Origin of the sequence: Paenibacillus sp. FSL H7-0940, from assembly GCF_037979415.1 — a bacterium.
Classification (GTDB): domain Bacteria; phylum Bacillota; class Bacilli; order Paenibacillales; family Paenibacillaceae; genus Paenibacillus; species Paenibacillus amylolyticus.
In genome coordinates this window covers 6,545,001-6,571,457 of record NZ_CP150280.1, presented here as the reverse complement: position 1 = coordinate 6,571,457, position 26,457 = coordinate 6,545,001, and the positions used below count along the sequence as shown (strand labels likewise).

30 protein-coding genes, 13 tRNA genes and 4 rRNA genes are annotated in these 26,457 nt (G+C 46.6%); 4 read left to right on the top strand and 43 right to left on the bottom strand.

Annotated elements, in window-relative coordinates; genetic code table 11:
* The first annotated feature begins 167 nt into the window (after positions 1-167).
* A complete protein-coding gene (locus tag MHB71_RS28975; protein ID WP_076328832.1) occupies positions 168-515 on the top strand; it encodes a WGxxGxxG family protein in 348 nt (115 codons plus the stop codon).
* A gap of 235 nt (positions 516-750) precedes the next feature.
* On the opposite strand, the gene MHB71_RS28970 is transcribed toward MHB71_RS28975, so the two are convergent.
* From MHB71_RS28970 to MHB71_RS28880, 19 genes are all read right to left on the bottom strand, one after another.
* Positions 751-821, bottom strand: a tRNA-Gly gene (locus MHB71_RS28970).
* 12 nt (positions 822-833) lie between these two features.
* Positions 834-907: transfer RNA gene (locus tag MHB71_RS28965), tRNA-Pro, on the bottom strand.
* Positions 908-922: 15 nt separating this feature from the next.
* Positions 923-999: transfer RNA gene (locus MHB71_RS28960), tRNA-Arg, on the bottom strand.
* Between the two features lie 8 nt (positions 1,000-1,007).
* A tRNA-Gly gene (locus MHB71_RS28955) sits at positions 1,008-1,082 on the bottom strand.
* 10 nt (positions 1,083-1,092) lie between these two features.
* Positions 1,093-1,173, bottom strand: a tRNA-Leu gene (locus MHB71_RS28950).
* Positions 1,174-1,179: 6 nt separating this feature from the next.
* Positions 1,180-1,255 (bottom strand) — tRNA-Lys (locus MHB71_RS28945).
* Positions 1,256-1,264: 9 nt separating this feature from the next.
* Positions 1,265-1,339 (bottom strand) — tRNA-Gln (locus MHB71_RS28940).
* Between the two features lie 9 nt (positions 1,340-1,348).
* Positions 1,349-1,424 (bottom strand) — tRNA-Val (locus MHB71_RS28935).
* Positions 1,425-1,431: 7 nt separating this feature from the next.
* Positions 1,432-1,503 (bottom strand) — tRNA-Glu (locus MHB71_RS28930).
* A gap of 10 nt (positions 1,504-1,513) precedes the next feature.
* Positions 1,514-1,586: transfer RNA gene (locus MHB71_RS28925), tRNA-Thr, on the bottom strand.
* Between the two features lie 3 nt (positions 1,587-1,589).
* Positions 1,590-1,665, bottom strand: a tRNA-Asn gene (locus tag MHB71_RS28920).
* Positions 1,666-1,749: 84 nt separating this feature from the next.
* Positions 1,750-1,866 (bottom strand): 5S ribosomal RNA (gene rrf / locus MHB71_RS28915).
* Between the two features lie 78 nt (positions 1,867-1,944).
* Positions 1,945-4,870: ribosomal RNA gene (locus MHB71_RS28910) — 23S ribosomal RNA — on the bottom strand.
* 210 nt (positions 4,871-5,080) lie between these two features.
* Positions 5,081-5,156, bottom strand: a tRNA-Ala gene (locus MHB71_RS28905).
* A gap of 22 nt (positions 5,157-5,178) precedes the next feature.
* Positions 5,179-5,255 (bottom strand) — tRNA-Ile (locus MHB71_RS28900).
* A 36-nt stretch (positions 5,256-5,291) separates the two neighbouring features.
* Positions 5,292-5,408: ribosomal RNA gene (gene rrf / locus MHB71_RS28895) — 5S ribosomal RNA — on the bottom strand.
* Positions 5,409-5,566: 158 nt separating this feature from the next.
* Positions 5,567-7,119: ribosomal RNA gene (locus tag MHB71_RS28890) — 16S ribosomal RNA — on the bottom strand.
* Together the 16S, 23S and 5S rRNA genes with 13 tRNA genes alongside form the textbook arrangement of a ribosomal RNA operon.
* Positions 7,120-7,598: 479 nt before the next feature.
* Positions 7,599-7,829, bottom strand: coding sequence for a hypothetical protein (locus MHB71_RS28885; RefSeq protein WP_017692114.1), 231 nt, complete (start codon positions 7,827-7,829; stop codon positions 7,599-7,601).
* A 155-nt stretch (positions 7,830-7,984) separates the two neighbouring features.
* A complete protein-coding gene (locus MHB71_RS28880; RefSeq protein ID WP_076329930.1) occupies positions 7,985-8,602 on the bottom strand; it encodes a stage II sporulation protein M in 618 nt (205 codons plus the stop codon).
* Positions 8,603-8,724: 122 nt separating this feature from the next.
* Here MHB71_RS28880 and pdaB point away from each other — a divergent pair, with 122 nt between their 5' ends.
* The gene (gene pdaB / locus MHB71_RS28875; protein ID WP_036607219.1) at positions 8,725-9,501 is read left to right on the top strand and encodes a polysaccharide deacetylase family sporulation protein PdaB; all 777 of its coding nucleotides are present in this window, start codon (positions 8,725-8,727) and stop codon (positions 9,499-9,501) included.
* Positions 9,502-9,599: 98 nt separating this feature from the next.
* Here the strand turns inward: pdaB and MHB71_RS28870 are convergent, their stop codons facing one another.
* Positions 9,600-10,232: a KinB-signaling pathway activation protein gene (locus MHB71_RS28870; RefSeq protein WP_047841115.1), complete on the bottom strand. Its 633-nt coding sequence runs from the start codon at positions 10,230-10,232 to the stop codon at positions 9,600-9,602.
* A gap of 125 nt (positions 10,233-10,357) precedes the next feature.
* Here MHB71_RS28870 and gerD point away from each other — a divergent pair, with 125 nt between their 5' ends.
* On the top strand, positions 10,358-11,107 hold the full coding sequence (gene gerD / locus MHB71_RS28865) for a spore germination lipoprotein GerD (RefSeq protein WP_076254717.1): 750 nt from the start codon (positions 10,358-10,360) through the stop codon (positions 11,105-11,107).
* 88 nt (positions 11,108-11,195) lie between these two features.
* Here the strand turns inward: gerD and MHB71_RS28860 are convergent, their stop codons facing one another.
* From MHB71_RS28860 to MHB71_RS28845, 4 genes are all read right to left on the bottom strand, one after another.
* On the bottom strand, positions 11,196-12,296 hold the full coding sequence (locus MHB71_RS28860; RefSeq protein WP_076329931.1) for an Mrp/NBP35 family ATP-binding protein: 1,101 nt from the start codon (positions 12,294-12,296) through the stop codon (positions 11,196-11,198).
* A gap of 79 nt (positions 12,297-12,375) precedes the next feature.
* Positions 12,376-13,131, bottom strand: coding sequence for an N-acetylmuramoyl-L-alanine amidase CwlD (gene cwlD, locus MHB71_RS28855; protein ID WP_036607212.1), 756 nt, complete (start codon positions 13,129-13,131; stop codon positions 12,376-12,378).
* 68 nt (positions 13,132-13,199) lie between these two features.
* On the bottom strand, positions 13,200-14,369 hold the full coding sequence (sat, locus tag MHB71_RS28850) for a sulfate adenylyltransferase (protein ID WP_036607210.1): 1,170 nt from the start codon (positions 14,367-14,369) through the stop codon (positions 13,200-13,202).
* Between the two features lie 23 nt (positions 14,370-14,392).
* Positions 14,393-15,085, bottom strand: a complete 693-nt coding sequence (locus MHB71_RS28845) for a phosphoadenylyl-sulfate reductase (RefSeq protein WP_076320297.1) — start codon at positions 15,083-15,085, stop codon at positions 14,393-14,395.
* A gap of 202 nt (positions 15,086-15,287) precedes the next feature.
* Here MHB71_RS28845 and MHB71_RS28840 point away from each other — a divergent pair, with 202 nt between their 5' ends.
* Positions 15,288-15,479, top strand: coding sequence for a hypothetical protein (locus MHB71_RS28840; RefSeq protein ID WP_076329932.1), 192 nt, complete (start codon positions 15,288-15,290; stop codon positions 15,477-15,479).
* 407 nt (positions 15,480-15,886) lie between these two features.
* On the opposite strand, the gene rpsI is transcribed toward MHB71_RS28840, so the two are convergent.
* From rpsI to rpsH, 19 genes are all read right to left on the bottom strand, one after another.
* A complete protein-coding gene (rpsI, locus tag MHB71_RS28835; protein ID WP_017692105.1) occupies positions 15,887-16,279 on the bottom strand; it encodes a 30S ribosomal protein S9 in 393 nt (130 codons plus the stop codon).
* A gap of 19 nt (positions 16,280-16,298) precedes the next feature.
* Entirely contained in the window at positions 16,299-16,736 is a 438-nt protein-coding gene (gene rplM / locus MHB71_RS28830) for a 50S ribosomal protein L13 (RefSeq protein WP_024633564.1), read from the bottom strand.
* A gap of 205 nt (positions 16,737-16,941) precedes the next feature.
* Positions 16,942-17,715, bottom strand: a complete 774-nt coding sequence (gene truA, locus MHB71_RS28825; RefSeq protein ID WP_076329933.1) for a tRNA pseudouridine(38-40) synthase TruA — start codon at positions 17,713-17,715, stop codon at positions 16,942-16,944.
* Between the two features lie 166 nt (positions 17,716-17,881).
* Entirely contained in the window at positions 17,882-18,247 is a 366-nt protein-coding gene (gene rplQ / locus MHB71_RS28820; RefSeq protein ID WP_017692102.1) for a 50S ribosomal protein L17, read from the bottom strand.
* Between the two features lie 34 nt (positions 18,248-18,281).
* Positions 18,282-19,226 carry a DNA-directed RNA polymerase subunit alpha gene (locus tag MHB71_RS28815; protein WP_017692101.1) on the bottom strand — a complete coding sequence of 315 codons (945 nt, stop codon included), beginning with the start codon at positions 19,224-19,226 and terminating at the stop codon, positions 18,282-18,284.
* 136 nt (positions 19,227-19,362) lie between these two features.
* A complete protein-coding gene (gene rpsK, locus MHB71_RS28810) occupies positions 19,363-19,758 on the bottom strand; it encodes a 30S ribosomal protein S11 (protein WP_017692100.1) in 396 nt (131 codons plus the stop codon).
* A 19-nt stretch (positions 19,759-19,777) separates the two neighbouring features.
* Positions 19,778-20,146, bottom strand: a complete 369-nt coding sequence (rpsM, locus tag MHB71_RS28805; protein ID WP_036607200.1) for a 30S ribosomal protein S13 — start codon at positions 20,144-20,146, stop codon at positions 19,778-19,780.
* 20 nt (positions 20,147-20,166) lie between these two features.
* On the bottom strand, positions 20,167-20,280 hold the full coding sequence (gene rpmJ, locus MHB71_RS28800) for a 50S ribosomal protein L36 (RefSeq protein ID WP_003333770.1): 114 nt from the start codon (positions 20,278-20,280) through the stop codon (positions 20,167-20,169).
* 152 nt (positions 20,281-20,432) lie between these two features.
* Entirely contained in the window at positions 20,433-20,648 is a 216-nt protein-coding gene (gene infA, locus MHB71_RS28795) for a translation initiation factor IF-1 (RefSeq protein WP_017692098.1), read from the bottom strand.
* Between the two features lie 3 nt (positions 20,649-20,651).
* Positions 20,652-20,960 (bottom strand): KOW domain-containing RNA-binding protein, encoded by a 309-nt coding sequence (locus MHB71_RS28790; RefSeq protein ID WP_036607194.1) that lies wholly within the window; start codon positions 20,958-20,960, stop codon positions 20,652-20,654.
* Between the two features lie 10 nt (positions 20,961-20,970).
* The gene (map, locus tag MHB71_RS28785; RefSeq protein WP_340028286.1) at positions 20,971-21,723 is read right to left on the bottom strand and encodes a type I methionyl aminopeptidase; all 753 of its coding nucleotides are present in this window, start codon (positions 21,721-21,723) and stop codon (positions 20,971-20,973) included.
* A gap of 3 nt (positions 21,724-21,726) precedes the next feature.
* On the bottom strand, positions 21,727-22,371 hold the full coding sequence (locus tag MHB71_RS28780; RefSeq protein ID WP_036607188.1) for an adenylate kinase: 645 nt from the start codon (positions 22,369-22,371) through the stop codon (positions 21,727-21,729).
* Between the two features lie 90 nt (positions 22,372-22,461).
* Entirely contained in the window at positions 22,462-23,760 is a 1,299-nt protein-coding gene (gene secY / locus MHB71_RS28775; protein ID WP_340028285.1) for a preprotein translocase subunit SecY, read from the bottom strand.
* Positions 23,760-24,200, bottom strand: coding sequence for a 50S ribosomal protein L15 (gene rplO, locus MHB71_RS28770; RefSeq protein ID WP_091020538.1), 441 nt, complete (start codon positions 24,198-24,200; stop codon positions 23,760-23,762). Before rplO ends, secY begins: the two co-directional genes overlap by 1 nt.
* Before the next feature lie 43 nt (positions 24,201-24,243).
* Positions 24,244-24,429: a 50S ribosomal protein L30 gene (rpmD, locus tag MHB71_RS28765; protein WP_017692092.1), complete on the bottom strand. Its 186-nt coding sequence runs from the start codon at positions 24,427-24,429 to the stop codon at positions 24,244-24,246.
* A 13-nt stretch (positions 24,430-24,442) separates the two neighbouring features.
* Positions 24,443-24,940, bottom strand: a complete 498-nt coding sequence (gene rpsE, locus MHB71_RS28760; protein WP_017692091.1) for a 30S ribosomal protein S5 — start codon at positions 24,938-24,940, stop codon at positions 24,443-24,445.
* Positions 24,941-24,967: 27 nt separating this feature from the next.
* The gene (rplR, locus tag MHB71_RS28755; protein ID WP_017692090.1) at positions 24,968-25,336 is read right to left on the bottom strand and encodes a 50S ribosomal protein L18; all 369 of its coding nucleotides are present in this window, start codon (positions 25,334-25,336) and stop codon (positions 24,968-24,970) included.
* 117 nt (positions 25,337-25,453) lie between these two features.
* Positions 25,454-25,996 (bottom strand): 50S ribosomal protein L6, encoded by a 543-nt coding sequence (gene rplF / locus MHB71_RS28750; RefSeq protein WP_017692089.1) that lies wholly within the window; start codon positions 25,994-25,996, stop codon positions 25,454-25,456.
* 30 nt (positions 25,997-26,026) lie between these two features.
* Complete coding sequence (gene rpsH, locus MHB71_RS28745; protein ID WP_017692088.1) at positions 26,027-26,425, bottom strand: 30S ribosomal protein S8; 399 nt, start codon at positions 26,423-26,425, stop codon at positions 26,027-26,029.
* Positions 26,426-26,457: the final 32 nt, after the last annotated feature.

The following is a 26,457-nucleotide window of genomic DNA, read 5'->3' as shown; positions in this document are numbered from 1 at the left end:
GTAATTATAATTTTCTTCCCACTACAGTCTGCTTACTAGGCAAGTTTCTTATGTATGTTGTTATTCAATTGGACTCAAAGGTATATCTTAACAGACTATTTCTACATATTGTACTTGTCTTCTTGGGCAGATTAATCTGTAGCTCTTACTAAAAAGGAGGAATCCACATGATGAAGAAAGGTACAACAATTATTGCTTCCGTGCTTCTGGTGGCCGCGATGGCTGGCCCTGCTGCTGCTGATGGTCATATGTCCAAAGGAATGGATACAACCGGCTCACGTGTCCGGTCTTATCAGGACACCAACTACATGGACCGCACAAACACTAATTCCAACATGAATATGAACATGGATGGAAACTACCGCAACAATGGTGACTATCGTACCAACAATGTTCGGGCAAACGCCACAACAACCGACCGTGACAACGGCATGGATTGGGGCTGGCTTGGTTTGTTGGGACTGCTTGGATTAGCTGGCATGCGTAAAAGAGTAACGGACCATAACGAACGTTAAATTGTGCGCTCTTCACTATATAATAGCTGCTGCGTCTTAGAGGCAGCTCATCCACAGAGATAAACAGAAGAGCCAAGACCCCTTTACTATCGAAATAGGGAGGTCTTGGCTCTTTTTTTAAATAAACCTGTACTGTTCCTTACATAAAATATTATATAAAATAACTGCTAACTCTTACGTTAATATAAAAAAAGAGCCTTTGCAGATGCAAAGGCTCTTTTTTTTATATCCTGTAAGCGGGTGATGGGAATCGAACCCACGCTATTAGCTTGGAAGGCTAAAGTTCTACCATTGAACTACACCCGCATAAACAAAAAATCGGGATGACACGATTTGAACATGCGACCCCCTGGTCCCAAACCAGGTGCTCTACCAAGCTGAGCTACATCCCGATACTAAAAAAATAATGGCGCGCCCTGAGAGATTCGAACTCCCGGCCTTTTGATTCGTAGTCAAACGCTCTATCCAGCTGAGCTAAGGGCGCAAAAATATTGGAGCGGAAGACGGGAATCGAACCCGCGACCCTCGCCTTGGCAAGGCGATGCTCTACCGCTGAGCCACTTCCGCAAATAAAGGATGCGCGTGGAGGGACTTGAACCCCCACGTCAAAGACGCTAGATCCTAAGTCTAGTGCGTCTGCCAATTCCGCCACACGCGCATATGATGGTGAGTCATGAAGGGCTCGAACCTTCGACACCCTGATTAAAAGTCAGGTGCTCTACCAACTGAGCTAATGACTCATACTAAAATGGCTGGGGATATAGGATTTGAACCTATGCATGACGGAGTCAAAGTCCGTTGCCTTACCGCTTGGCTAATCCCCAATAAAAATATGGTGGAGGCTGAGGGGATCGAACCCCCGACCCTCTGCTTGTAAGGCAGATGCTCTCCCAGCTGAGCTAAGCCTCCAACTATATGACCCGTAGGGGATTCGAACCCCTGTTACCTCCGTGAAAGGGAGGTGTCTTAACCCCTTGACCAACGGGCCCCATTTCCAAAGCTCTCAACCGGGATCGAACCGGTGACCTCATCCTTACCATGGATGCACTCTACCTACTGAGCTATGAGAGCAAATGGCTCCCCGAACAGGGCTCGAACCTGTGACAACTCGATTAACAGTCGAGTGCTCTACCAACTGAGCTATCAGGGAATAATATGCATTTGCATGGCAAATGCAATTCATCGTACAACGTCCACATGCAGAGCCTGTTTTCTATGTATGATGAAAGAGTTCGCTTGGCGGCGTCCTACTCTCCCAGGACCCTGCGGTCCAAGTACCATCGGCGCTAGAGGGCTTAACGGTCGTGTTCGGGATGGGTACGTGTGGAACCCCTCCGCCATCGCCACCAAACGCATAGCATAGCTTACATTCAGAGATCGTTCTCTGAAAACTAGATTCGAAACGAAACACGCGAATTACAACTTGCTATTGGATAAGCCCTCGACCGATTAGTACTGGTCAGCTCCATGCATTGCTGCACTTCCACCCCCAGCCTATCTACCTCGTCGTCTTCAAGGGGTCTTACATACTGGGAAATCTCATCTTGAGGGGGGCTTCACGCTTAGATGCTTTCAGCGTTTATCCCGTCCGTACATAGCTACCCAGCGGTGCTCCTGGCGGAACAACTGGTACACCAGCGGTACGTCCATCCCGGTCCTCTCGTACTAAGGACAGCTCCTCTCAAATTTCCTACGCCCACGACAGATAGGGACCGAACTGTCTCACGACGTTCTGAACCCAGCTCGCGTACCGCTTTAATGGGCGAACAGCCCAACCCTTGGGACCTACTTCAGCCCCAGGATGCGATGAGCCGACATCGAGGTGCCAAACCTCCCCGTCGATGTGGACTCTTGGGGGAGATAAGCCTGTTATCCCCAGGGTAGCTTTTATCCGTTGAGCGATGGCCCTTCCATGCGGTACCACCGGATCACTAAGCCCGACTTTCGTCCCTGCTCGACTTGTAGGTCTCGCAGTCAAGCTCCCTTATGCCTTTGCACTCTTCGAATGATTTCCAACCATTCTGAGGGAACCTTTGGGCGCCTCCGTTACTCTTTAGGAGGCGACCGCCCCAGTCAAACTGCCCACCTGACACTGTCCCCGCACCGGATTACGGTACCAGGTTAGAACCTAGATACGATCAGGGTGGTATCCCAACGTTGCCTCCACACAAGCTGGCGCTCATGCTTCAAAGGCTCCCACCTATCCTGTACAGATCGTACCCAAATTCAATATCAAGCTGCAGTAAAGCTCCATGGGGTCTTTCCGTCTTGTCGCGGGTAACCTGCATCTTCACAGGTATTAAAATTTCACCGGATCTCTCGTTGAGACAGCGCCCAAGTCGTTACGCCATTCGTGCGGGTCAGAATTTACCTGACAAGGAATTTCGCTACCTTAGGACCGTTATAGTTACGGCCGCCGTTTACTGGGGCTTCGGTTCACAGCTTCGGATTGCTCCTAACCACTCCCCTTAACCTTCCAGCACCGGGCAGGCGTCAGCCCGTATACTTCGCCTTACGGCTTCGCACAGACCTGTGTTTTTGCTAAACAGTCGCTTGGGCCTTTTCACTGCGGCCCCCTCGTGCTATTCACACTACCGGGGCACCCCTTCTCCCGAAGTTACGGGGTCATTTTGCCGAGTTCCTTAACGAGAGTTCTTCCGCGCGCCTTAGAATACTCTTCTCGCCTACCTGTGTCGGTTTGCGGTACGGGCACCTTCACCTGGCTAGAGGCTTTTCTTGGCAGTGTGAGATCATGACCTTCGCTACTATAATTTTCGCTCCCCATCACAGCTCAGCCTTACAATGTGCGGATTTGCCTACACATCAGCCTTACTGCTTAGACGGACATCCATCAGTCCGCGTCACTACCCTACTGCGTCCCCCCATTGCTCATAACGGCTTACGGTGGTACAGGAATTTCGACCTGTTGTCCTTCGACTACGCCTTTCGGCCTCGCCTTAGGTCCCGACTTACCCTGAGCGGACGAGCCTTCCTCAGGAACCCTTAGGCTTTCGGCGGATCAGATTCTCACTGATCTTTTCGTTACTCATACCGGCATTCTCACTTGTATAATGTCCAGCGCTCCTTACGGTACACCTTCAACCCTTATACAACGCTCCCCTACCCCTGATGCAAAGCATCAAGCCATAGCTTCGGTGGTGTGTTTAGCCCCGTTACATTTTCGGCGCAGAGTCACTCGACCAGTGAGCTATTACGCACTCTTTCAATGGTGGCTGCTTCTAAGCCAACATCCTGGTTGTCTGTGCAACTCCACATCCTTTCCCACTTAACACACACTTGGGGACCTTAGCTGATGGTCTGGGCTGTTTCCCTTTTGACAATGGATCTTAGCACTCACTGTCTGACTCCCGGAAGTAAGTCTATGGCATTCGGAGTTTGACTGAGCTTGGTAACCCTTGCGGGCCCCGCACCCAATCAGTGCTCTACCTCCACGACTCTGTTTTCCGAGGCTAGCCCTAAAGCTATTTCGGGGAGAACCAGCTATCTCCGAGTTCGATTGGAATTTCTCCGCTACCCCCACCTCATCCCCGCATTTTTCAACATGCGTGGGTTCGGGCCTCCAGTGCGTGTTACCGCACCTTCACCCTGGACAGGGGTAGATCACCCGGTTTCGGGTCTACGTCCACGTACTCATTCGCCCTATTCAGACTCGCTTTCGCTGCGGCTCCGGCTCTTCACCTTAACCTTGCACGGGAACGTAACTCGCCGGTTCATTCTACAAAAGGCACGCCATCACCCCTAAAACGGGCTCTGACTTTTTGTAAGCACACGGTTTCAGGTTCTATTTCACTCCCCTTCCGGGGTGCTTTTCACCTTTCCCTCACGGTACTGCTTCACTATCGGTCGCTAGGAAGTATTTAGCCTTGGCAGATGGTCCTGCCGGATTCATACGGGGTTTCACGTGCCCCGCACTACTCGGGATCCGTCTCGGAGGGAACAGACTTTCAACTACAGGGCTTTTACCTTCTTTGGCGGGCCTTTCCAGACCTCTTCGCTTAACCGGTTCCTTTGTAACTCCATGTGAGACGTCCCACAACCCCAAAGAGCAAGCTCTCTGGTTTGGGCTTCTCCGCGTTCGCTCGCCGCTACTGACGGAATCACTATTGTTTTCTCTTCCTCAGGGTACTTAGATGTTTCAGTTCCCCTGGTATGCCTCTGCATAACCTATGTATTCAGTTATGAGTAACTGGAAATTACCCCAGCTGGGTTTCCCCATTCGGACACCCCCGGATCAAAGCTTGCTTACAGCTCCCCGAGGCAGTTTCGTTGTTCGCCACGTCCTTCATCGGCTCCTAGCGCCTAGGCATCCTCCGTGTGCTCTTAGTAGCTTAACCATTTTGTTCCGGTTTCGGTCGCTCGCTTCCCTTGGTTTGGACTGCGTCCAAATCCAAAAGTCGCTCTCACCCGATACCCTCACAAAAGCAATTTAACTACCTTTATACACTTGACTTGTTTGCACAAGTTCAGCTTAAAGGAATGTTCTAATTCGCGTTTGTTTCGTTTCGATATCTAGTTTTCAAAGAACAAACTTGTAAAACTTTTTTTGGTGGAGCCAAGCGGGATCGAACCGCTGACCTCCTGCTTGCAAGGCAGGCGCTCTCCCAGCTGAGCTATGGCCCCATATAAAGTTTAAAGGTATAGATGGTGGGCCCTGGTGGACTCGAACCACCGGCCTCACCCTTATCAGAGGTGCGCTCTAACCAACTGAGCTAAGGGCCCACATTATATATACTATTTGAACCCAAAATGGGTTACGCTTGGCGGCGTTCTACTCTCCCAGGACCCTGCGGTCCAAGTACCATTGACGCTGAAGGGCTTAACGGTCGTGTTCGGGATGGGAACGTGTGGAACCCCTTCGCTATCGCCACCAAACGTTTGAGAGTTTGAGCTCTCAAAACTGAGCAACGAGTGAGTTGCTTGTGCTCTTCATTTCATCCACACCGAAGTGACGGACCGAAATGAATCGCTGTTGCAGGTTCTAAGAACCTGCGTATTTGAATGTTTCCGTTGCAGGAAACGATTCTCCATAGAAAGGAGGTGATCCAGCCGCACCTTCCGATACGGCTACCTTGTTACGACTTCACCCCAATCATCTATCCCACCTTCGGCGGCTGGCTCCTTGCGGTTACCCCACCGACTTCGGGTGTTATAAACTCTCGTGGTGTGACGGGCGGTGTGTACAAGACCCGGGAACGTATTCACCGCGGCATGCTGATCCGCGATTACTAGCAATTCCGACTTCATGCAGGCGAGTTGCAGCCTGCAATCCGAACTGAGACCGGCTTTGTTGGGATTGGCTCCATCTCGCGATTTCGCAGCCCGTTGTACCGGCCATTGTAGTACGTGTGTAGCCCAGGTCATAAGGGGCATGATGATTTGACGTCATCCCCACCTTCCTCCGGTTTGTCACCGGCAGTCTATCTAGAGTGCCCATCCGAAATGCTGGCAACTAAATATAAGGGTTGCGCTCGTTGCGGGACTTAACCCAACATCTCACGACACGAGCTGACGACAACCATGCACCACCTGTCTCCTCTGTCCCGAAGGAAAGATACATCTCTGCATCGATCAGAGGGATGTCAAGACCTGGTAAGGTTCTTCGCGTTGCTTCGAATTAAACCACATACTCCACTGCTTGTGCGGGTCCCCGTCAATTCCTTTGAGTTTCAGTCTTGCGACCGTACTCCCCAGGCGGAGTGCTTAATGTGTTAACTTCGGCACCAAGGGTATCGAAACCCCTAACACCTAGCACTCATCGTTTACGGCGTGGACTACCAGGGTATCTAATCCTGTTTGCTCCCCACGCTTTCGCGCCTCAGCGTCAGTTACAGCCCAGAGAGTCGCCTTCGCCACTGGTGTTCCTCCACATATCTACGCATTTCACCGCTACACGTGGAATTCCACTCTCCTCTTCTGCACTCAAGTCACCCAGTTTCCAGTGCGATCCGGGGTTGAGCCCCGGGATTAAACACCAGACTTAAATGACCGCCTGCGCGCGCTTTACGCCCAATAATTCCGGACAACGCTTGCCCCCTACGTATTACCGCGGCTGCTGGCACGTAGTTAGCCGGGGCTTTCTTCTCAGGTACCGTCACCTTGAGAGCAGTTACTCTCCCAAGCGTTCTTCCCTGGCAACAGAGCTTTACGATCCGAAAACCTTCATCACTCACGCGGCATTGCTCCGTCAGGCTTTCGCCCATTGCGGAAGATTCCCTACTGCTGCCTCCCGTAGGAGTCTGGGCCGTGTCTCAGTCCCAGTGTGGCCGATCACCCTCTCAGGTCGGCTACGCATCGTCGCCTTGGTGAGCCGTTACCTCACCAACTAGCTAATGCGCCGCAGGCCCATCCCCAAGTGACAGATTGCTCCGTCTTTCCAGTTTCCTTCAGGCGAAGAAAACAATTATTCGGTATTAGCTACCGTTTCCGGTAGTTGTCCCAAACTTGAGGGCAGGTTGCCTACGTGTTACTCACCCGTCCGCCGCTAACCATCAGAGAAGCAAGCTTCTCTTCAAGTCCGCTCGACTTGCATGTATTAGGCATGCCGCCAGCGTTCGTCCTGAGCCAGGATCAAACTCTCCAATAAAGTATTGAAAAGAGCGATAAGCTCATTTTGAATCTGACGAGATTAAAAATCTCATTTGTGCTCCAGTCGATTCAAGCCAAGGCTTGTTTCAAACTTTCGCGTTCATTCTGCAAGTAGAATGTTTACTCACTCGTTGTTCAGTTTTCAAAGATCAAACATTCAATTTAGTGCTGTTTTTCATGTTGTCGTCGTTTCAGCGGCGACTTTTATAATATATCATGTTGAAGTTCTCTTTGCAAGCATTATTTTTTCGATTATTTTCAATCGCTTTATTTTCATGCTTGTTTCCGTGAACCGCTCCTAAAAAAGGAACGAAAATTAATTTACCATATGAAATTAGAAAGGTCAACCTTTTTTCGACAAAAAGTATGAAACCCTTAACAATTTCACATTCTCATAGTTCAGAGGTACAGCACCCGCTATGAAGAGCCGCACCTCACTTCCACTACTGTAAATCGAATATATGACCAGCTTCAGCATTATGGCTTCGACTTTTTCAGCTTCCCACCTCTGGCATACTTGGACAACTCTTTTGGCGGGGCAAAGCGTGCATACATGCGGAACACAGTCTTATATCGGCTCGCGATAGCATATTTGATCTCTTGGTCAAGACGATTATCACTTAGATCGAAAAGCATCTCATCTAATTCTTTACGCAGCACATAGTCTAGTTCCTTGCATTCCTTCTCGTTAAACAACATACCCAGCATTAGAGTTCTCCTTTTTGTGCATAGCCTCTTTATCACACTTACACAAGTTTCATGCAACACCCCGTGCATTCTCGCTTTTGTGGGTGCTGCTGAAACCCGTTTTATTGTTATGGTCAACTTTCTGAAAATTTATGAATGCCAACCATCACAAAATTTTATCCTCTCACCAGAGTATACGTAAGTGTGCTTTCGATGATTGCTGCAACAAGAAGCAAGATGACAACCCAAAAGGATGCCGTTAACGTCCTATTCATGAATGCTCTCCACCGGGTACCCATCGTATTTCGCTTGTCACTTCCAAGTTGTGCAAGGCTTTTGATAACCAGACCACCAAACTTCAGTCCGAAGGCGCAAGCAATGATAATGACCGGAATCTCAATAATGCCATGCGGAAGTAAACCTTTAACCACAATGTCATAGAAGCTTGCTCCATAATTCATCGTGGTGTGCACCACAAATCCAAGGACCATCCCATTGATCAGCAGGAAGATGACAGGCAGAATTCCGAAGAATATACCGGCATAGATGACAAGTACACTTTTGATGGCATTATTGAAAAAGATAAACAGAAAGAAGTTCCATTGCACATTGCCCCCCTGCTCCAAGCGTTCACTGATTTCACGTAATCCTCCGATTTGGTTCAACAACAGTTCTTCCAGTGGCCCTGTACTCACCCATCCTGCCCCTATACCAACAGCAAATAAAACTACGGACCAGATTAATGCACTGCGGATGGAACCAAGATCTCTAAGAAATGTACTGAATTTTAACATAATAACCTCCTGTAGAATCTAAAATGATGGACAAACAAGGAGCAGTGACGAATAACTGGGCAGTACGAGCATACATTGGAGAGTAAACAAGCATTTCTTATGGGAGAGGGGCGCTTATTGAAATGAACTCGTTCTATGTATTTAGCGGCAAAAAGATTAAACGGTACCTGATTGTCCTCGTTGCTGCCATCTTTGCGATCGGTATTATCTATCTGGAGAGAGGCAATGTCTCCGTATTCTCGGAGGAAGCACCATCAGCCGTCTACAGCGTTCCAACCGAGAAGAAGGTAATCGCACTTACCTTTGACATTAGCTGGGGGGATAAACGGACGGAGCCAATTCTGAAAGTTCTTCAGGAGAATAAAGTGCAGAAGGCAACCTTTTTCCTTTCCTCCCCCTGGAGCAAGACACACCCCGAAATTGTTACTGCCATCAAAGAGGCAGGATATGAAATTGGCAGCCATGGTCACAGACATGAGAACTACAGCAGCCTGACTGAAGAAGAAATTCGCAAAGAAATTTCGACAGCTCATAGCATTTTAACCGATTTAACGGGAAAAGAACCGAAATTACTACGTCTGCCCAACGGGGACTTTGACAAGCGAGTGCTTCAGGTAGCCAATAGTCTGAATTATCAGGTTGTGCAGTGGGATACAGACTCCTTGGATTGGAAAAACCCTGGTGTACAGACCATTGTTGATCGCGTGGTTAGTAAAGCACATCCGGGTGACATCGTACTGCTGCATGCAAGCGATTCCTCCAAACAGACGCATGAAGCACTCCCTGTCATTATCGACAAATTAAAAAACCAGGGCTATGAATTCGTTACCGTCTCGGAACTGCTGAACCATTCTAGTGTCGAGGGCAAAGAAGTTCGTGACCAAGCCAGCGGTCAATGATTACTCAATTATGAGCTATAGCTCAAATAGGTGCGTAAAAGTTGAAAAGAGCTAACCAGGTTAGCTCTTTTTGGTATGTTTTTTGTGCAAAATGAATTCTATGCTCGGCTTTCTTTCAACTGTTCTGCCTTTCCACTTACACTCCGGTTCGTCGATACATCCACCAGCCTGTGCAATATCAGCATTTGGTATGCATTACATAGGAGCAAGGGAACCACAATAAATATGGTTGCAGCATTCACATCAATACGTAATACGCCGATCGTCTCCACTATGGTGACGGCAATCATGAAAAAGAGTGTAGGTACAAGCGCGGAGATATGAGTCAGCTTTACTTTAACGTAAGCGGTAACAATTGCAGCTGCCAAAATAATGATACCTAACACAATATCCGATATGCGTTCCCGGTCTCCCCCAACAAACAGGCGTAAAAACATCACGTCAAGCAGGGCTAACACCGTTAGTACAATCTGCACGATCTGCCAACCGCGCTTTGGAAATACACCTTTACCCATATAATTCAATATCAGATATGCAAAGAAACCCATTTGTGAATACACGCTGATCATAACCCCTGATCCAAATAAGATCAAAAGATACAGAAGAAAATCATTCAATCCATTTGTTTTCTCCCCGTTCACCAGCATCATAATCAATCCTGTACCCAATGCTCCCGCTGCCCCAATAAGCAAGGCTGTCCAAAACAGGAAAAACCATCTACGTAAATTCAAAAGTTTTCCACCCCCGAGTGTTTATTTTACCAACCTTCTCAGCAAAAAACCATCATTGCTCAACATATTTCCCCCTTTCCCATCACATACTACATCCAGTATCTAATCAAGGAGGGATTGTACACATGAAACGGCCTTTGTGGCAGCTATGCTGTGTCGTACTGGGGCTATCCGTCATGCTTGCCGGCTGCGGTTCAGATCAGAGTTCTTCGCCTCCTCAGGGCAGTTATAAAGAGATGAAAACAATGGTTGTAGATATTTTGAAAAGTGATGAAGGCAAGAAAGCGGTGGAAGAAGCTCTTACAGGTCAAAGCTCATCCAGCGGAAGCAGCGGTTCTGAAGAAGGTGGCGGTTCGGGTGGTGCTTCAGGATCCATTGGTATGAAAATGTTAATGCCTGTGCAATCTTCGGAACAAATACGTATTGCAGTAAAAGATACCATCACAGCTCCCGAATATAAGAAGGAATTCGAAAAGATCATGACCGATCCGCAGTTTGCGGGTGAATTTGCCAAAGTGATCAACGCACAAAGTAAACAACTTCATATGCAATTGATTAAAGATCCCACATATCAAAAGTCTGTTGAAGACATCATGAAGTCACCTGAGGTATCCAAGATGTTCATGGATATGACGAAGACTCCCGATTATCGTAAACAGACGATGACTGTCATGCAGGAAGTGATGCAAAACCCGTTGTTCCGTATGGAAGTACTCACTTTGCTTAAAAAGGTTGTGCAGGAGGAATTACAACCCAAAGTAGAAAGTGGCGGACAACAGGGGCAAGAGCAAGGCGGACAGCAAGAGGGTCAGGGCGAAGGTGGTGGTGATGGCGGAGATGGTGGAAGCAGTGGAGATTCGGGCGGCGGATCATAAACAGTAGGTGTTACTACGCACCACAGATACTGAAAAGCCTGCATCCAAATGGACGCAGGCTTTATTTGTATTTATAACACTCATACCATTAGAATTTGGAGTCAATGGACCGGGCAACTTCATCGTAGATAGCCCCTATACGGGAATCTGCTTTGTAAACCGAAGGTGAGAAATCAGGCTCGGAAGGATGATTATCCGGCGTGCCTAATGGAATCTGGGCAAGCAGGCTTGTATGCAGACTTTCCGCAAGTCTTCCCCCGCCTCCACGACCAAAGACATAATCCTTCTCTCCGCAACTGCCACACTCATAGTACGCCATATTCTCAACCACCCCAAGCAACTCATGATCGGTCTGAATGGCCATCGCACCCGCACGTGCTGCGACAAAAGCTGCCGTTGCATGCGGCGTGGTAACGATGATTTCCTTACTCTGTGGCAACATCTGATGCACATCCAAAGCAACATCTCCCGTACCTGGTGGCAAATCCAGTAATACATAATCCAATTCGCCCCACTGGACATCCGTAAAGAATTGACGAAGCATCCGACCTAGCATGGGTCCACGCCAGATTACCGGGTTGTTTTCCCGAATAAAGAAGCCCATCGACATGACTTTGACGCCAAAACGTTCAATCGGTTGAATAACGCCATCTTCAACGACCGGATATTCTTCAATCCCCATCATGTCGGGTACACTGAAGCCATAGATATCCGCATCAATTAAGCCCACTTTCTTGCCTTGACGTGCCAAGGCTGCAGCCAGATTAACGGTTACCGTTGATTTACCAACGCCACCTTTACCACTGGCCACAGCAATAAAACGAACACCTGATTCAGGACTTAACAGCTCATGTCCATCCAGACCCGCTGCGTGACCTTTTACGAGCACTTCGTCCCGATCTGGCTCATTATCGGGTTGTCCCATATTCAGGCTCTCACGATCATGCTCAGAAGCTGCACGCACACGAATATGTACATCCTTCAGTCCGTGCTGGGACAACAGATTACGCGCTGCATCACTCAAAGCTGTTGTATCCTCAGGTCGATTTTCCAGTGTCACTATGGTCAGAGCCACATGATTTTCTTTCACCATAATATCTCGAAACCATTCCAGTTCGGTCAGACTTACTCCCAATTGTGGTTCTTGTAATGGCTGTAATAGTTCAAGTATCTGTTCTTTTGATAACATCAGACAGCACCTCAGCTTTATCTATTGGCATGTAATTAGGTATGCTGATCCAATTATATCATTACCTTTCTTGTTCTGACTAACTTTTAGGCCGTTCTCCTGAGGAATATCTGAGAATTCCATTATAGATCGATGCAGCTACCTTGCGTTGATAAGCTTCGTCAGCAAGCATACGTGCCTCTTCCGGATGAGAAAGGAAACCCACTTCTACCAGCGCTGAAGGGATCTTCAGAGCCTGTAACAGATAAACCGTATTCACCGTTTTGGCGATTCGATCTGTATTCTCCAGATTACGAACCATCTCTTGTTGAAGAAGATTAGCCAAACCTTCGTTATCCGGATGGTTAGTTGTATAGAAAACCTGCGCTCCACTCCATCGGTTGGATGGGACACTGTTCATGTGAATGCTGATAAAGAGATCTGCTTGCTTATCCTCTATCCGTCGTACTCTTTGTTTCAGATCTTCCGTCTTGCGTTTGGAGTACCCCTTGGTGTCCGATTCCGCCAAATCAGTGTCTATTTCTCGTGTCATAACCACTAAGGCCCCTGCCTGTTGCAAATAATCTCTCACATACAGGGCGATAGACAGGTTGATATCTTTTTCAATAACCCCCTGTTTACTTACCGCTCCTCCATCTGGACCTCCGTGTCCTGCATCAATGGCAATGACTTTACCCGCCATCGGCAAACTCCAATAACCTGACGTCTTAGCGGAAGGCAGTTCATAGGACATTACCGCCACTAACATGGCCAGTAGACAGAGACTCAGCATGACCCTTTTGATTGTTTTTAGCCTAATCCAGACTACAAAGTGTTTCCCCATATTTTTACGCATAAAAAAACCACCTCGTCCCTATAAATGACTCTAATCATCTATATGGGACAAGATGGACAAATATACCGCTAGGACCGGACTTGCTCCGCCATTCCTTCAATCAGCACCTCAGCTACCTCAGGACGTGTAAATTCAGGTGGAGGGCACTGGCCGTCACGGAGCAACCCGCGTACTTTGGTGCCGGAAAGCGCCATATGATGTTCTTTATCATGTGGGCAAGTTTTGCTGGATGCCATGTTTCCACATTTGGTACAGAAGAAACTATGTTCGAAGAACAACGGAGTAATCCCCAGTTCCTCTGCTGTAAAGTTAGTAAAGATCTCCTGTGCTTCATATGTTCCATAATAATCACCAACACCCGCATGGTCACGACCAACAATAAAGTGGGTACACCCGTAATTTTTGCGAACCATCGCATGGAAAATAGCTTCACGTGGACCGGCATACCGCATGGCTGCGGGGAACACACCAAGAAACGCACGATCAGCCGGGTAATAGTTCTCCAGTAATACCAGATAACTCTTCATCCGAACATCTGCAGGTACATCGTCCGACTTCGTCTCTCCAACAAGCGGATTCAGGAAGAGTGCATCTACAATCTCCATAGCGCTCTTCTGAATGTATTCATGAGCCCGATGGACCGGATTACGTGTCTGAAAACCAACTACGGTCTTCCAACCCTTCTCCTGAAAAATCTTCCGGGTATCTGCAGGATCATAATAGAATTCCTCAAATTTCGAAGGTTTTGGACGGTTCAACACTTGGATTGGACCTCCTACGTATGTTGCAGGACGCTCCAAAAGTTTTTTAACGCCCGGGTGCTCGGGATCATCTGTTTTGAATACACGCCGGGCTTCTTCACCCTGATCCACCTGGTATATACTTTGGACTTCGAGCAATCCATAAGTGACTCCATCTTGGTCACCAACAAGTTTCACACGTTCACCAATCTGGAGGGATGCGGCTTGTTTATCGTCAACAGCAAGTGTAATCGGTATACTCCAGACTGTTCCATCGGCGAGACGCATGCGAGACACCACCGAAAGGTAATCTTCCTCATTCAAGAAACCTTGAAGTGGTGAGAACGCACCTACACCAATTAGATCCAAATCTGATATTGTCCAGGTATTAATACGCAAAGAGGATAAGTTTTTACTGTCTTGTAACAATTGCTCCCGTTCTTCTCCTTGTACGATACGTTGAACCAACGTACCTCCATGAGGCAGAATCGATGTCATCTTGTCAGCTCCTTGTATATCTATTATTTATGAAGGCCACATTCCGTTTTATCATTACCAGACCAGCGTCCGGCACGTGGGTCCTCTCCAGGCATAACTTGACGTGTGCAATGCTCACAACCAATACTTGGGTAGTTCTGATCATGAAGAGGGTTATATACAACGTTATTGTCACGAATATATTGCCATACATCCTCAGTCGTCCAGTGAGCAATCGGATTAAACTTCATCAGGCCAAATTTGGAATCATATTCAACCTTCTTTGAGTTTGCACGAGTTGGTGCTTGATCTCTACGGATACCTGTAATCCATGCATCATACTGAGAAAGAATACGTGTTAACGGTTCGACTTTGCGAATGTTACAGCACCCATTGGGATCAGATTTCCACAACTCTTCACCGTGCTCAGCTGCCTGCTCTTCCGGAGTAATCTTAGGAGACACACGTACAAATTCAAGATTGTAGTTCTCCTGCATCTTATCACGTGTTTCGTATGTTTCTTTAAAGTGAAAATCTGTATCCAGATAAAAAATATCTGTGGATGGGCTGATTTTCTGCACCATATCTACAAGTACAACATCTTCTGCACCAAAGCTACATGCAAAAGTGATATTTGGGAATGTTTCAATAGCATACCGAATAATATCCTCTGGACTGGCATGTTCCAGTTCCTCTGCCTTCGTCCGTGCCAAATCTTCTTTCTCCAACAAGTTCATCTGTGAATTTCCCCCATTCTGCATTTCAATACACCTAAAGCCGACTAATCTAATATGAATTATGTTTAGTATAAATCTTTCATTGGGGATGTCAATGCCTGCCATATGGTAAAATAAATCAGTTTTTGACCCTTTTTGATTGCCGCTATTACACAATATTTTGGTTCAATTTATCCATTTCTCTGTTAATGAGATAAAAACAATGATATTGGCCCAGGTCATTAGACAGGTAAAAATACATCGCTTAGCCTGGGAAACCTTTGCTGTTACTGGGTTTGGACAGTTCTTGTCGTCAAGAACAACATCAAAAAATCACTGGGCGATTGAAGTTGAAGGAAGAAAAGCTAAAGTTTTAAGGGGAGCAGCTTTGCGGATTTTAGCTGTTGATATGTAAGGGACTTTTATCGTTTCCATAAGAAATACTGATAAGGTTTGCAATAAAGAATTAAGTGCAAAAACATTAAGCCTAGTGCATTCAAAAAATCCGGCGTGAGTTCTAATCGATGATTTTATAGGAGCTGTTATAAAATGTGTGGTGAGCGATGGGTGAGAGCGTAAGAGCAAATTCAATGATATAAACGATTAGAGAGGTTCAGTAAGATGTAGATGTATCAACGTACATATTATAGGACTGTATTGAGGGACATTAAGAGCACAATGAAAAGGCAATGAAGGAAAAATGCACAAGCACGGGGAGAGACATCAGAGATATGAGAGCTATCGCACAAACTAATATAATATATGGCGTAATATTCATGAATATAAAAAAAAGCCTTTGACCGAGGCCAAAGGCTTTTAATATTAACGTTTGGAGAACTGAGGTGCGCGACGAGCCGCTTTAAGACCGTATTTTTTACGCTCTTTCATACGTGGGTCACGAGTCAGGAATCCTGCTTTTTTCAGGGATGCACGGTATTCCGGATCTGCTTTGAGCAGAGCGCGGGAGATACCATGACGGATTGCGCCGGCTTGACCGGAGATTCCGCCACCATGAGCAATAACAAGAACGTCATAGTTGTTGAGCGTTTCTGTCAAGTTCAGTGGTTGTTTTACGATCAGTTTGAGTGTTTCCAAACCGAAGTATTCATTAATATCACGTTTATTGATGACAATGCGTCCTTCACCCGGTACAAGGCGAACACGTGCTACCGAATGTTTACGACGACCTGTCCCATAGTATTGTACTTGTGCCATGAAACTGTCCTCCTTTTAATTAACCGCGAAGTTCGTAAACTTCTGGTTTTTGTGCTGCATGTGGATGCTCAGTGCCTCTGTACGCTTTAAGTCTCAACTTCATTTTCTCGCCCATGCGAGTTTTAGGAAGCATACCGCGAACAGCCAATTCCAACATACGCTCAGGTTTGTTTTTAACCATCTCTTCAGCTGTAGTTACTTTCAAACCACCTGGGTGCATTGAGTGACGGTAGTATTTTTTACCTTGCATTTTCTTACCAGTCAATACGATTTTCTCAGCATTGATGATAACAACGAAATCGCCAGTGTCCACATGTGGAGTGAATTGTGGCTTGTGTTTGCCGCGAATCAAAGCTGCTGCTTCGCTCGCCAAACGTCCGAGGGTTTTGCCTTCAGCATCAATGATGTGCCATTGGCGCTCAACTTCGTTAGGCTTCGCCATGTACGTAGTACGCATGAAAAGTTCCTCCTTAAAATGTTCAAAATCATCATTTTCATTTATCTTCGTTCGTTAAGTTATAACTTTAGGTGTTGATGGATTGTAAATTTGATGTGAAACTCTTAATTGGGGCTGTGGGAAAGCCATTAAGAAAACACAACTTTTATATTACATGATAGGCGATTAAATCGCAAGTGTTAATTAAGCTTTTCACTCACCAAATTTAATCTTTTTTGTATTCAAGATCCCAGAGCATTAAACCGCAGCTAACTGCAGTAGGTCCTGTAGCAGATCGATTACATGCAGCAATCATTTTTGGTACATCAGAGGCTTTCCGTTTGCCCTCTCCGATCTCCAGCAGTGTCCCTACAATGATACGAACCATATGCTGCAAAAAGCCGTTACCACTCACATAAATGTGAATGACACCCTGATCGCGCGGATGGTCTCTGCACATTGATCGGTCCACTTCCATCCATGCTTCGTACACCGAACGGACATGATTTTCTTTCTGAGACTTGCGTGAAGCAAAAGAGGTAAAATCATACGTCCCTATGAAATGTCGTAAGCCCTCCTGCATTGCCATAATATCAAGCTTCGCATGATGATGATATTGCAGTCTTCTGTTGAATACATCCGGAAATTGATTCGCATTGACTGTATAACGATACGTTTTCTTTTTCGCTGCATAGCGAGAATGAAAATCAGCCGAAACTTCAATCGCATCAATAACGACAATATCGGAGGGTAATCTGGAGTTGAGTGCAATACACCAACGTTCAATCGGGATCTGGGACTCCGTAGGAAAATTGAAGATTTGTCTGCGGGCGTGAACACCTGCATCTGTTCGGCCTGAACCTGTAATTTTAACCTTCTCACCGGTTAAAGCACGAATCGCATCTTCAAGATGATCCTGAATGGTATTCCCACCCGGCTGTACTTGGAAGCCGTAATAGGCAGTGCCATCATAAGTTAACGTCATACATAAGTTTCGCATTATTACCACACCTTTGTTCCATACTATACATATCCCATATCCCTATCCCGAACAGCAAAAGAAGCCCCTTACGGAGCTTCTATTACAGCACGAATTCCGAAATGAAGAGAAAAAAAGGGTTAATCCAGAATCGTTGATTCTGTCCCCTTTCCTCATCTCATCTGTTTTACGCGCGGTCTACCAGTTCCAAGTAAACCATTGGCGCTGCGTCACCACGACGAGGTCCCAGTTTCAAGATACGAGTGTATCCACCTGGACGCTCAGCGTAACGACCGGACAATTCGCTAAACAGTTTTTGGATTGCATCTTGCTCACCATCGATAGTTTCGCGGCGAACATAAGCTGCCACTTGGCGACGGGCATGAAGATCTCCCTTTTTCGCTTTAGTGATCAGTTTTTCAGCAATAGAGCGAACCTCTTTTGCTTTCGCTTCAGTTGTCTGAATGCGTTCGTATAAGAACAGGTCGGTTACCAGGTCACGGAACAAAGCTTTACGTGCGCTGGAATTACGGCCCAACTTTTGGTATGCCATTGTTTTCCCTCCTTCACTTCAAGCACTCGGCTGTCTATTCTTCTGTACGGAGTCCCAAACCAAGTTCCTCAAGCTTCTCTTGAACTTCTTCCAAAGACTTGCGTCCGAGGTTACGGACTTTCATCATGTCTTCTTCCGTTTTCGTAGTCAGCTCTTGCACGGTATTAATACCGGCACGTTTGAGGCAGTTGTAGGAACGAACAGAGAGATCCAGCTCTTCGATCGTCATTTCGAGTACTTTTTCTTTTTTGTCTTCTTCTTTTTCGACCATGATTTCTGCATCTTTCGCTTCGTCTGTAAGACCCACGAAGAGCATCAAATGCTCAGTCAAAATTTTAGCGCCGAGGCTTACAGCCTCTTCAGGACGAATACTTCCATCAGTCCAAACTTCCAACGTGAGCTTGTCATAGTTGGTCACTTGACCGACACGCGTATTTTCCACAGCGTAGTTAACGCGACTGATCGGGGTGAAGATGGAATCGACTGGGATGACGCCGATCGGCTGGTCATCGCGTTTATTCCGATCTGCCTGGACGTAGCCGCGACCGCGATTGGCAAAAATACGCATGTGAAGTCTCGAACCTGGTCCGAGCGTAGCAATGTGCAAATCCGGATTAAGGATTTCCACATCGGAGTCAGCACGGATATCTCCAGCCGTAATTGCTCCTTCGCCTTCAGCATCAATCTCGAGCACTTTCTCCTCGTCTGAATGAATCTTAAGCGACAAAGCTTTCAGGTTAAGAATAACCTCCGTTACATCTTCCATTACGCCAGGAACTGTAGCAAATTCATGCAGAACGCCATCGATTTGAACCGAAGACACTGCCGCACCCGGCAGTGAAGAGAGCAAGATTCGGCGAAGCGAGTTTCCAAGCGTCGTACCGTATCCGCGCTCAAGCGGTTCTACTACGAATTTCCCATAGGTGCCATCATCGTTGACGTCTACCGTCTCAATTTTCGGCTTTTCGATTTCAATCACTGCAATACCCCTCCTTCAAAACGTCGGTCCTCTATGAAACATTTACCTTCTCTTGCGAAAACATGTAGTAGTATGCCTAAACAACCATTATTAGCAGATTGTGCCGGAAATATACCACACGCAGGGGCAAATCTCATTAGACACGACGACGTTTTGGAGGACGGCATCCGTTATGCGGGACTGGAGTTACGTCTTTGATCAGGTTAACTTCAAGACCAGCAGCTTGCAAAGAGCGGATCGCTGCTTCACGGCCTGCGCCTGGTCCTTTAACCATAACCTCAACGGCTTTCATCCCATGTTCCATTGCAGCTTTGGCAGCAGTCTCAGCAGCCATTTGTGCAGCAAACGGAGTCGATTTACGGGAACCTCTGAATCCGAGGCCGCCGGAGCTTGCCCACGAAATTGCGTTTCCGTGAGGATCCGTAATAGTAACGATAGTGTTATTGAAAGTGGAACGGATATGCGCCACGCCAGATTCAATATTCTTACGGTCACGACGTTTAGTACGTACGACTTTTTTCGGTTTAGCCATTTTCTCTTATCCCCCCTTATTATTTCTTCTTGTTCGCTACTGTACGACGAGGACCTTTACGAGTACGAGCATTCGTTTTCGTACGTTGTCCACGAACAGGCAGACCACGACGATGACGAACTCCACGGTAACAACCGATCTCCGTCAAACGTTTAATATTCAAAGAGATTTCTCGACGCAGGTCACCTTCTACTTTGACCTCTTTATCGATACTTTCACGCAATTTGCTGACTTCATCTTCCGTCAAATCACGAACACGAGTGTCCGGATTGATGCCTGTTGTGCTCAGAATTTTCTGGGAAGTCGTTTTACCGATTCCGAAAATATAAGTCAAGGCGATCTCAACGCGCTTATCACGTGGCAAATCCACACCAGATATACGTGCCATTTTACGCTACACCCCCTTCTTTAACCTTGTTTTTGTTTGTGTTTCGGATTTTCACAGATAACCATAACATTCCCTTTGCGGCGAATGACTTTGCACTTTTCGCAAATCGGCTTGACCGAAGGTCTTACCTTCATGTGAATTACCTCCTCAAAGTTTTGCTAAGCAAAACCCTCTTCGTAAGCATTGACCTTGTTCTACTATTGTAAAACCGGCTTCGAAGCTTTCGCAAGTTTTGCCGGGCAAAACCCGCTACATAAGCTTCACAGTTCATTGCAACTGTCTACTACTATTTACGGTAAGTTATGCGACCTTTTGTTAAATCATAAGGCGACAACTGAACAACTACTTTGTCTCCAGTCAGGATACGGATAAAGTGCATCCGCAGTTTTCCGGAAACGTGAGCGAGAATTTGATGACCGTTCTCAAGCTCAACCTTGAATGTTGCATTCGGTAGCGGTTCGAGAACCGTACCTTCCACTTCAATGACATCTTCCTTAGCCATTAGTCAGTCTCCTTTCTCTTCAGCTTGAATGTTGGTGGATTCCAGAAATGAATGAACCGCGTAACGGAGCTTTCCATTTGTCACCCGACCACTCTCGTTTAAACTGTTCACAACCTCGCTGCTAATCATGGGCTGGAGCTCAAGATGAAGAAGATTCTTCTTCTTTGGTTGATCAAACTTACGTTTGTCTCCATCCGCAATATATACGAACTTACCGTCCGCTATAGCAACAATTACTGCGGCTTGGTCCGCATTGCGGCCTTTACGGATCTTCACAAGTTGACCGAGCTGCGGATTAGACTGACTGTTCATGCCTCATCACCTACGCATTCAGTTTTGTGAAAATTTCCATACCATCTGGTGTAACTGCTACGGTGTGTTCAAAGTGTGCACATAACTTACCATCAACCGTGACGACAGTCCAGTTATCTTCCAACGTTTTCACATACCGTCTACCTACGTTAACCATCGGCTCTATGGCCAGCACCATGCCCGCTCTAAGCCGTGGTCCCCGATCGGGAAGACCATAGTTCGGAATCTGTGGTTCTTCGTGCAGATCTGCGCCTATGCCGTGACCGACATATTCACGAACTACGGAGAACCCTTCATCTTCAATATATTTCTGAATTGCATGAGATATTGTAAACAAGCGAACGTCCGGTTTTACCAGCGCCAGACCTGCGTATAACGAAGCCTCGGTAACGTCCAGAAGACGACGGGCTTCTTCGGAAATACGGCCGACCGGATAAGTCCAGGCGGAATCTCCATGATACCCCTGGTACTGCGCGCCAATGTCAAACGTAACGATATCGCCCTCGTTCAACTTGCGTTTGCCGGGAAATCCATGTACCAACTCTTCATTGACTGAAGCGCACACACTGGCAGGGAAACCGTTATAACCTTTGAAAGACGGCACAGCTCCTTGACTGCGGATATATTGATCAGCCATATGGTCAAGTTCTCCAGTCGTAATACCGGGAGCGATATGCTCTGCCAAGAGACGATGCGTTTCCGCAACAATTCTCCCTGCTTCCCTCATCAAGCCCAGTTCCGTTTCGGACTTACCAATGATCATCAATTAACCTCTCAGTAAGGACACGATTTCTTGAGAAACTTGATCGATATCCTGTTCTCCGTTCATTTGACGAAGAAGACCTTTAGTCTCATAGAACGTGAGGAGTGGTGCTGTTTTGTTGATATACTCGTCCAGTCGTGTACCTACACTCTCTTCATTATCATCAGAGCGTTGATACAACTCACCAGCGCATTTATCACAAATACCTTCCTGCTTAGGCGGATTGAATACCACATGATAAGTGGAACCACAGTTTTTACAAATTCGACGACCCGTCAAACGAGCGAGCAATTTGTTGCGATCCACTTTCAGGTTGATTACATGATCGAGACCTGAGTTCAATCGATCCAGAATGCCATCGAGCGCTTCTGCTTGCGAAAGGGTTCTTGGAAATCCGTCCAAGAGGAAACCTTCTCTGCAGTCAGGCTGCTGCAAACGTTCTTCAACGATGCCAATGGTTACATCATCTGGTACAAGCAATCCTTGATCCATATATTCCTTGGCTTTCATGCCAATGGGAGTTCCCTGTTTGATCGCGAGACGAAATGCATCGCCTGTTGAAATATGGGGAATACCGAACTCTTTCACGATGACGTCTGCTTGCGTTCCTTTTCCTGCCCCCGGAGGGCCCATGAATAGGATGTTCACGTTATGTCACTCCCTCCAAGACTACCCTACATCAACAAACAGCACAATAGGTGCCGGCAAGTAAATCTTCACTCGACCGGTACCTATTGCCTATTTATTGATAAAACCTTTGTAGTGGCGTTTGATCAATTGGCTTTCGATTTGCTTCATCGTATCCAGCGCAACACCGATAACGATCAGGAGGGATGTTCCTCCAATTTGCGCAGATTGAGGCAAACCAGACAGTGCCCCCAAGATTACAGGCAGAACGGAAATGACTGCCAAGAACATGGCACCGGCCATTGTCAAACGAGTCATGACACGGGTCAGATATTTCTCGGTTGCTTTACCCGGGCGAATGCCTGGGATGTAACCGCCGTTCTTTTTCATATTGTCAGCCATCTGCTGTGGATTCATCTGTACGAAAGTATAGAAGAATGTAAATCCGAAGATCATCACGACATACAGCAACATACCCAGAGGTTTGTGTGTAGTCAAATTCTGTCCAATCCACCGAGCCCAATCATGATCAGCCCAGAAGTTGGCGATGATCGTTGGGAACATCAACAGCGATGATGCAAAGATGACAGGGATAACACCTGCTGCATTAATTTTCAGCGGGATATGTGTATTCTGTCCACCGTACATTTTGTTACCTACGACACGTTTAGCGTACTGTACCGGAATTTTCCGAATCGCCTGCTGAATGTAAATGACCCCTATGATGATCAACACAATAACAATTGCGATGATAACACCTTTAAGAATATTCATAAACAGTTGGTCAGGTTGAATGAAGTCAGATTCGATCGTTTGTTTGATAATGTTAGGCACCGTAGATAGGATACCCGCAAAGATCAAGATCGAAATCCCGTTTCCTATGCCCTTCTCGGTGATCTGCTCACCAAGCCACATCAGGAATGAAGTACCGGCCGTAAGTACAATCGCGATCAAGATATAATCTGCAAATGTAGCGTTAGGAATCATGTCTGTATTGTACAAGCGGTTGAATCCGATCGACGTACCAAACGCTTGAATCAATGCCAGGCCAATCGTTAAATAACGGGTCAATTGTGCAGATTTCTTCTTACCTTGTTCACCTTGCTTTGCCCACTCCGCTAATTTAGGAATAACGTCCATGGAAAGCAACTGTACTATGATAGACGCAGTGATGTAAGGCACGATCCCGAGCGCAAATATCGAGAACTGGAAGAGCGCTCCACCCGAGAACGTATTGAGAAGTCCAAAAACTTCTTTACCCGCAGAATTTGTCGCTTCGAACACGTCTTTGTTAACTCCCGGTACGGGAACAAAGGAGCCGATGCGGTAAATGATCAGTACAAAAAGGGTAAATAATACCCTTTTGCGCAGATCTTCAACCCGCCAGATATTCTTTAGGGTCTTGAACATTAAATCACCTCGGTTGTACCGCCGGCAGCTTCAATTTTCTCAATAGCAGATTGAGAAAACTTGTTAGCTTTAACAGTCAGCTTCACAGTGACATCACCGTTACCCAGGATTTTGATTCCGGATTTAGCGTTTTTAACTACGCCGTTCGTCATCAAGAATTCTGGAGTTACTTCAGTACCCGCAGCAAAACTGTTCAGGTCTTCAGTATTCACAACTGCATATTCTTTGCGAGTTGGGTTTACAAAACCACGTTTTGGCAAGCGACGATACAATGGATTTTGTCCACCTTCGAAGCCTGGACGTACTCCACCGCCAGAACGAGAATTTTGTCCTTTGTGACCGCGACCTGATGTTTTACCTGTACCACTACTTGGACCGCGACCAACACGTTTGCGTTCTTTGCGGGATCCAGGAGATGGTGAAAGCTCATGTAACTTCATCGTTCGTTGCACCTCCTTAAAGATTTGTGGGATTAACCCGATATTAAGCTTCTACTTCTTTAACAGCAACCAAGTGGCTTACTTTATTAATCATACCACGGATGGCAGGATTATCGTTTTGTACCACTTTGCTATTGATTTTGCGCAAACCCAATGTTTTCACAGTTGTTCTTTGCGTCTCCGGACGTCCGATCAAGCTGCGGACGAGGGTAATTTCTAATTTAGCCATGAGAATTCCCTCCTTAACCCAGAAGCTCTTCGACGGATTTTCCGCGCAGTTTAGCCACGTCTTCAGCACGCTTCAAACGGGACAAACCTTCCAAAGTCGCATTGACCATGTTCATGGAATTCGAAGAACCCAGAGATTTTGTCAAAATGTCACCTACACCAGCAAGTTCGAGAACCGCACGTACAGGACCACCAGCGATAACACCAGTACCTTCAGATGCTGGTTTCAACAGCACGCGTCCTGCGCCGAACTTACCTGTTACCAAGTGAGGAATCGATGTTCCTACGAGTGGAACGTGTACAAGGTTTTTCTTAGCGTCTTCAATACCTTTGCGAATTGCATCAGGTACTTCGCCCGCTTTACCGATACCAGCTCCAACCCAGCCGTTGCCGTCGCCGACTACAACCAGTGCGCTAAAGCTGAAACGGCGTCCGCCTTTTACTACTTTAGCTACGCGATTAATATTTACAACTCTTTCAGTCAGTTCCAAAGTATTCGGATCTACACGCAAGTCGTTAACCTCCTTTTGAAAAATATCTTAAAACTCAAGTCCTGCTTCACGAGCCGCTTCAGCCAATGCTGCGATACGACCATGGTACAGATAACCGCTACGGTCAAATACGATGTTGGAAACACCTTTGTCTTTCGCACGTTTAGCAACGAGTTCGCCAACTTTACGAGCTGATTCAACAGATGCACCATTTTTGATGTCAGTGCTCAATTCTTTGTCTACGGTAGACGCGGAAGCGATTGTTACACCAGCAACATCATCGATGATTTGAGCATACATATGTTTACCAGAACGGAATACGTTCAAACGAGGACGTGCTGCCGTTCCTTGGATTTTCTTACGAACACGAAGGTGTCTTTTCAGACGAGCCTTGTTTTTATCTGGTTTCGTAATCATCTCAAAGATTCACTCCTTTCAGGTTACCTCGCTGGCTTCAAAGCAGAAGCCACGGGGTATATTAGAAACACACGAAGCAAGCAAGCCGAAAGCCGCGCAAAGGCGGTAAGAGAAATCTTATTTCTTCTTACCGGCTTTACCTTCCTTACGGATGATACGCTCGCCTTCATATTTAATACCTTTACCTTTGTACGGCTCAGGTTCACGTACGGAACGGATTTTAGCAGCGTAAGCACCTACACGCTCTTTGTCAATTCCGCGAACGATGATTTTTGTATTCGAAGGTACTTCGAATTCGATTCCCGCTTCCGGTGTAATTTCAACCGGGTGAGAGTAACCAACGTTCAGAACGATTTTATCTCCGGATTTGCTTGCACGATATCCGACCCCAACCAATTCCAGAGATTTCGCGAATCCTTCAGTAACGCCGCTCACCATATTGTTTACAACGCTACGCGTTGTGCCGTGCAAAGAACGGTGAGTTTTGTTATCGGAAGGACGCACAACTGTGATTTCGTTATTTTCAACTGTAACCTTCATGTCTTTATGAAGCTCACGAGTCAAAGTTCCTTTAGGTCCTTTTACCGTAATAACGGTGTTGTCCAGGGTGATGTCTACACCACTTGGTACTGTGATTGGTTTGCGACCAATACGAGACATATGTTGCACCTCCTATCTTGTGACGTTATATTACCAAACGTAGCAAACGACTTCTCCGCCGGATTTCGATTGACGAGCTTCTTTGTCCGTCATGATACCTTTAGATGTCGAGATGATCGCGATTCCCAGGCCACCAAGTACACGAGGTACTTCGTTGCTTTTCGTGTAAACACGAAGACCAGGTTTACTGATTCTTTTCAGACCAGTGATAACGCGCTCGTTATTTTGACCGTATTTCAGGAAAACACGGATAATCCCTTGTTTGTTATCATCGATAACTTCAGCGTCACGGATGAAACCTTCACGCTTCAGGATATCGGCGATTTGTTTTTTCATTGTTGAAGCAGGCATTTCTACCGTTTCGTGACGAACAGTGTTCGCGTTACGAATACGAGTAAGCATATCTGCAATTGGATCAGACATAGTCATTGTGAGTTAACCTCCTTCCCGTTCAGGACTTT

What these genes read in the sequence shown, in the direction of transcription:
- rpsK (WP_017692100.1), bottom strand. Translation starts at nt 19,758, where the DNA reads ATGGCTAAACCGAAAAAAGTCGTACGTACTAAACGTCGTGACCGTAAG.
- rplO (WP_091020538.1), bottom strand. Translation starts at nt 24,200, where the DNA reads ATGAAGTTACATGAGCTTTCACCATCTCCTGGATCCCGCAAAGAACGC.
- MHB71_RS28845 (WP_076320297.1), bottom strand. Translation starts at nt 15,085, where the DNA reads ATGAACTTGTTGGAGAAAGAAGATTTGGCACGGACGAAGGCAGAGGAA.
- rpmD (WP_017692092.1), bottom strand. Translation starts at nt 24,429, where the DNA reads ATGGCTAAATTAGAAATTACCCTCGTCCGCAGCTTGATCGGACGTCCG.
- MHB71_RS28860 (WP_076329931.1), bottom strand. Translation starts at nt 12,296, where the DNA reads ATGTTATCAAAAGAACAGATACTTGAACTATTACAGCCATTACAAGAA.
- cwlD (WP_036607212.1), bottom strand. Translation starts at nt 13,131, where the DNA reads ATGCGTAAAAATATGGGGAAACACTTTGTAGTCTGGATTAGGCTAAAA.
- sat (WP_036607210.1), bottom strand. Translation starts at nt 14,369, where the DNA reads ATGACATCGATTCTGCCTCATGGAGGTACGTTGGTTCAACGTATCGTA.
- infA (WP_017692098.1), bottom strand. Translation starts at nt 20,648, where the DNA reads ATGGCTAAGGAAGATGTCATTGAAGTGGAAGGTACGGTTCTCGAACCG.
- rpsH (WP_017692088.1), bottom strand. Translation starts at nt 26,425, where the DNA reads ATGACTATGTCTGATCCAATTGCAGATATGCTTACTCGTATTCGTAAC.
- MHB71_RS28840 (WP_076329932.1), top strand. Translation starts at nt 15,288, where the DNA reads ATGATATTGGCCCAGGTCATTAGACAGGTAAAAATACATCGCTTAGCC.
- rplQ (WP_017692102.1), bottom strand. Translation starts at nt 18,247, where the DNA reads ATGGCATACCAAAAGTTGGGCCGTAATTCCAGCGCACGTAAAGCTTTG.
- MHB71_RS28885 (WP_017692114.1), bottom strand. Translation starts at nt 7,829, where the DNA reads ATGCTGGGTATGTTGTTTAACGAGAAGGAATGCAAGGAACTAGACTAT.
- gerD (WP_076254717.1), top strand. Translation starts at nt 10,358, where the DNA reads ATGAAACGGCCTTTGTGGCAGCTATGCTGTGTCGTACTGGGGCTATCC.
- rpmJ (WP_003333770.1), bottom strand. Translation starts at nt 20,280, where the DNA reads ATGAAGGTAAGACCTTCGGTCAAGCCGATTTGCGAAAAGTGCAAAGTC.
- rpsI (WP_017692105.1), bottom strand. Translation starts at nt 16,279, where the DNA reads ATGGCACAAGTACAATACTATGGGACAGGTCGTCGTAAACATTCGGTA.
- truA (WP_076329933.1), bottom strand. Translation starts at nt 17,715, where the DNA reads ATGCGAAACTTATGTATGACGTTAACTTATGATGGCACTGCCTATTAC.
- rplM (WP_024633564.1), bottom strand. Translation starts at nt 16,736, where the DNA reads ATGCGTACTACGTACATGGCGAAGCCTAACGAAGTTGAGCGCCAATGG.
- rpsM (WP_036607200.1), bottom strand. Translation starts at nt 20,146, where the DNA reads ATGGCACGTATATCTGGTGTGGATTTGCCACGTGATAAGCGCGTTGAG.
- rplF (WP_017692089.1), bottom strand. Translation starts at nt 25,996, where the DNA reads ATGTCTCGTATTGGTCGCAAACCAATCACAGTACCAAGTGGTGTAGAC.
- secY (WP_340028285.1), bottom strand. Translation starts at nt 23,760, where the DNA reads ATGTTCAAGACCCTAAAGAATATCTGGCGGGTTGAAGATCTGCGCAAA.
- MHB71_RS28975 (WP_076328832.1), top strand. Translation starts at nt 168, where the DNA reads ATGATGAAGAAAGGTACAACAATTATTGCTTCCGTGCTTCTGGTGGCC.
- pdaB (WP_036607219.1), top strand. Translation starts at nt 8,725, where the DNA reads ATGAACTCGTTCTATGTATTTAGCGGCAAAAAGATTAAACGGTACCTG.
- rplR (WP_017692090.1), bottom strand. Translation starts at nt 25,336, where the DNA reads ATGATTACGAAACCAGATAAAAACAAGGCTCGTCTGAAAAGACACCTT.
- MHB71_RS28790 (WP_036607194.1), bottom strand. Translation starts at nt 20,960, where the DNA reads ATGAACAGTCAGTCTAATCCGCAGCTCGGTCAACTTGTGAAGATCCGT.
- MHB71_RS28880 (WP_076329930.1), bottom strand. Translation starts at nt 8,602, where the DNA reads ATGTTAAAATTCAGTACATTTCTTAGAGATCTTGGTTCCATCCGCAGT.
- map (WP_340028286.1), bottom strand. Translation starts at nt 21,723, where the DNA reads ATGATCATTGGTAAGTCCGAAACGGAACTGGGCTTGATGAGGGAAGCA.